Origin of the sequence: Microbacterium sp. AISO3 (assembly GCF_002204305.1) — a bacterium.
Lineage (GTDB): Bacteria > Actinomycetota > Actinomycetes > Actinomycetales > Microbacteriaceae > Microbacterium > Microbacterium arborescens.
In genome coordinates this window covers 1-547 of sequence record NZ_NHRF01000049.1, presented here as the reverse complement: position 1 = coordinate 547, position 547 = coordinate 1, and the positions used below count along the sequence as shown (strand labels likewise).

The following is a 547-nucleotide window of genomic DNA, read 5'->3' as shown; positions in this document are numbered from 1 at the left end:
CCCCAAAGCCTTCTGCTTTGAATGCTGCCCTTCTTCAGGGCTTAATTTTTAAGAGCGTCACCTTCATGGTGGTCAGTGCGTCCTGCTGATGTGCTCAGTATCACCGCCAGTGGTATTTATGTCAACACCGCCAGAGATAATTTATCACCGCAGATGGTTATCTGTATGTTTTTTATATGAATTTATTTTTTGCAGGGGGGCATTGTTTGGTAGGTGAGAGATCTGAATTGCTATGTTTAGTGAGTTGTATCTATTTATTTTTCAATAAATACAATTGGTTATGTGTTTTGGGGGCGATCGTGAGGCAAAGAAAACCCGGCGCTGAGGCCGGGTTATTCTTGTTCTCTGGTCAAATTATATAGTTGGAAAACAAGGATGCATATATGAATGAACGATGCAGAGGCAATGCCGATGGCGATAGTGGGTATCATGTAGCCGCTTATGCTGGAAAGAAGCAATAACCCGCAGAAAAACAAAGCTCCAAGCTCAACAAAACTAAGGGCATAGACAATAACTACCGATGTCATATACCCATACTCTCTAATCT

The 547-nt window shown here is 42.0% G+C and carries 1 pseudogene; it reads right to left on the bottom strand.

Going from position 1 to position 547, the window contains the following annotated elements:
- Positions 1-332 precede the first annotated feature (332 nt).
- Positions 333-547 (bottom strand): annotated as a pseudogene (locus CBF90_RS16245) (biopolymer transporter ExbB); the annotation flags it as partial.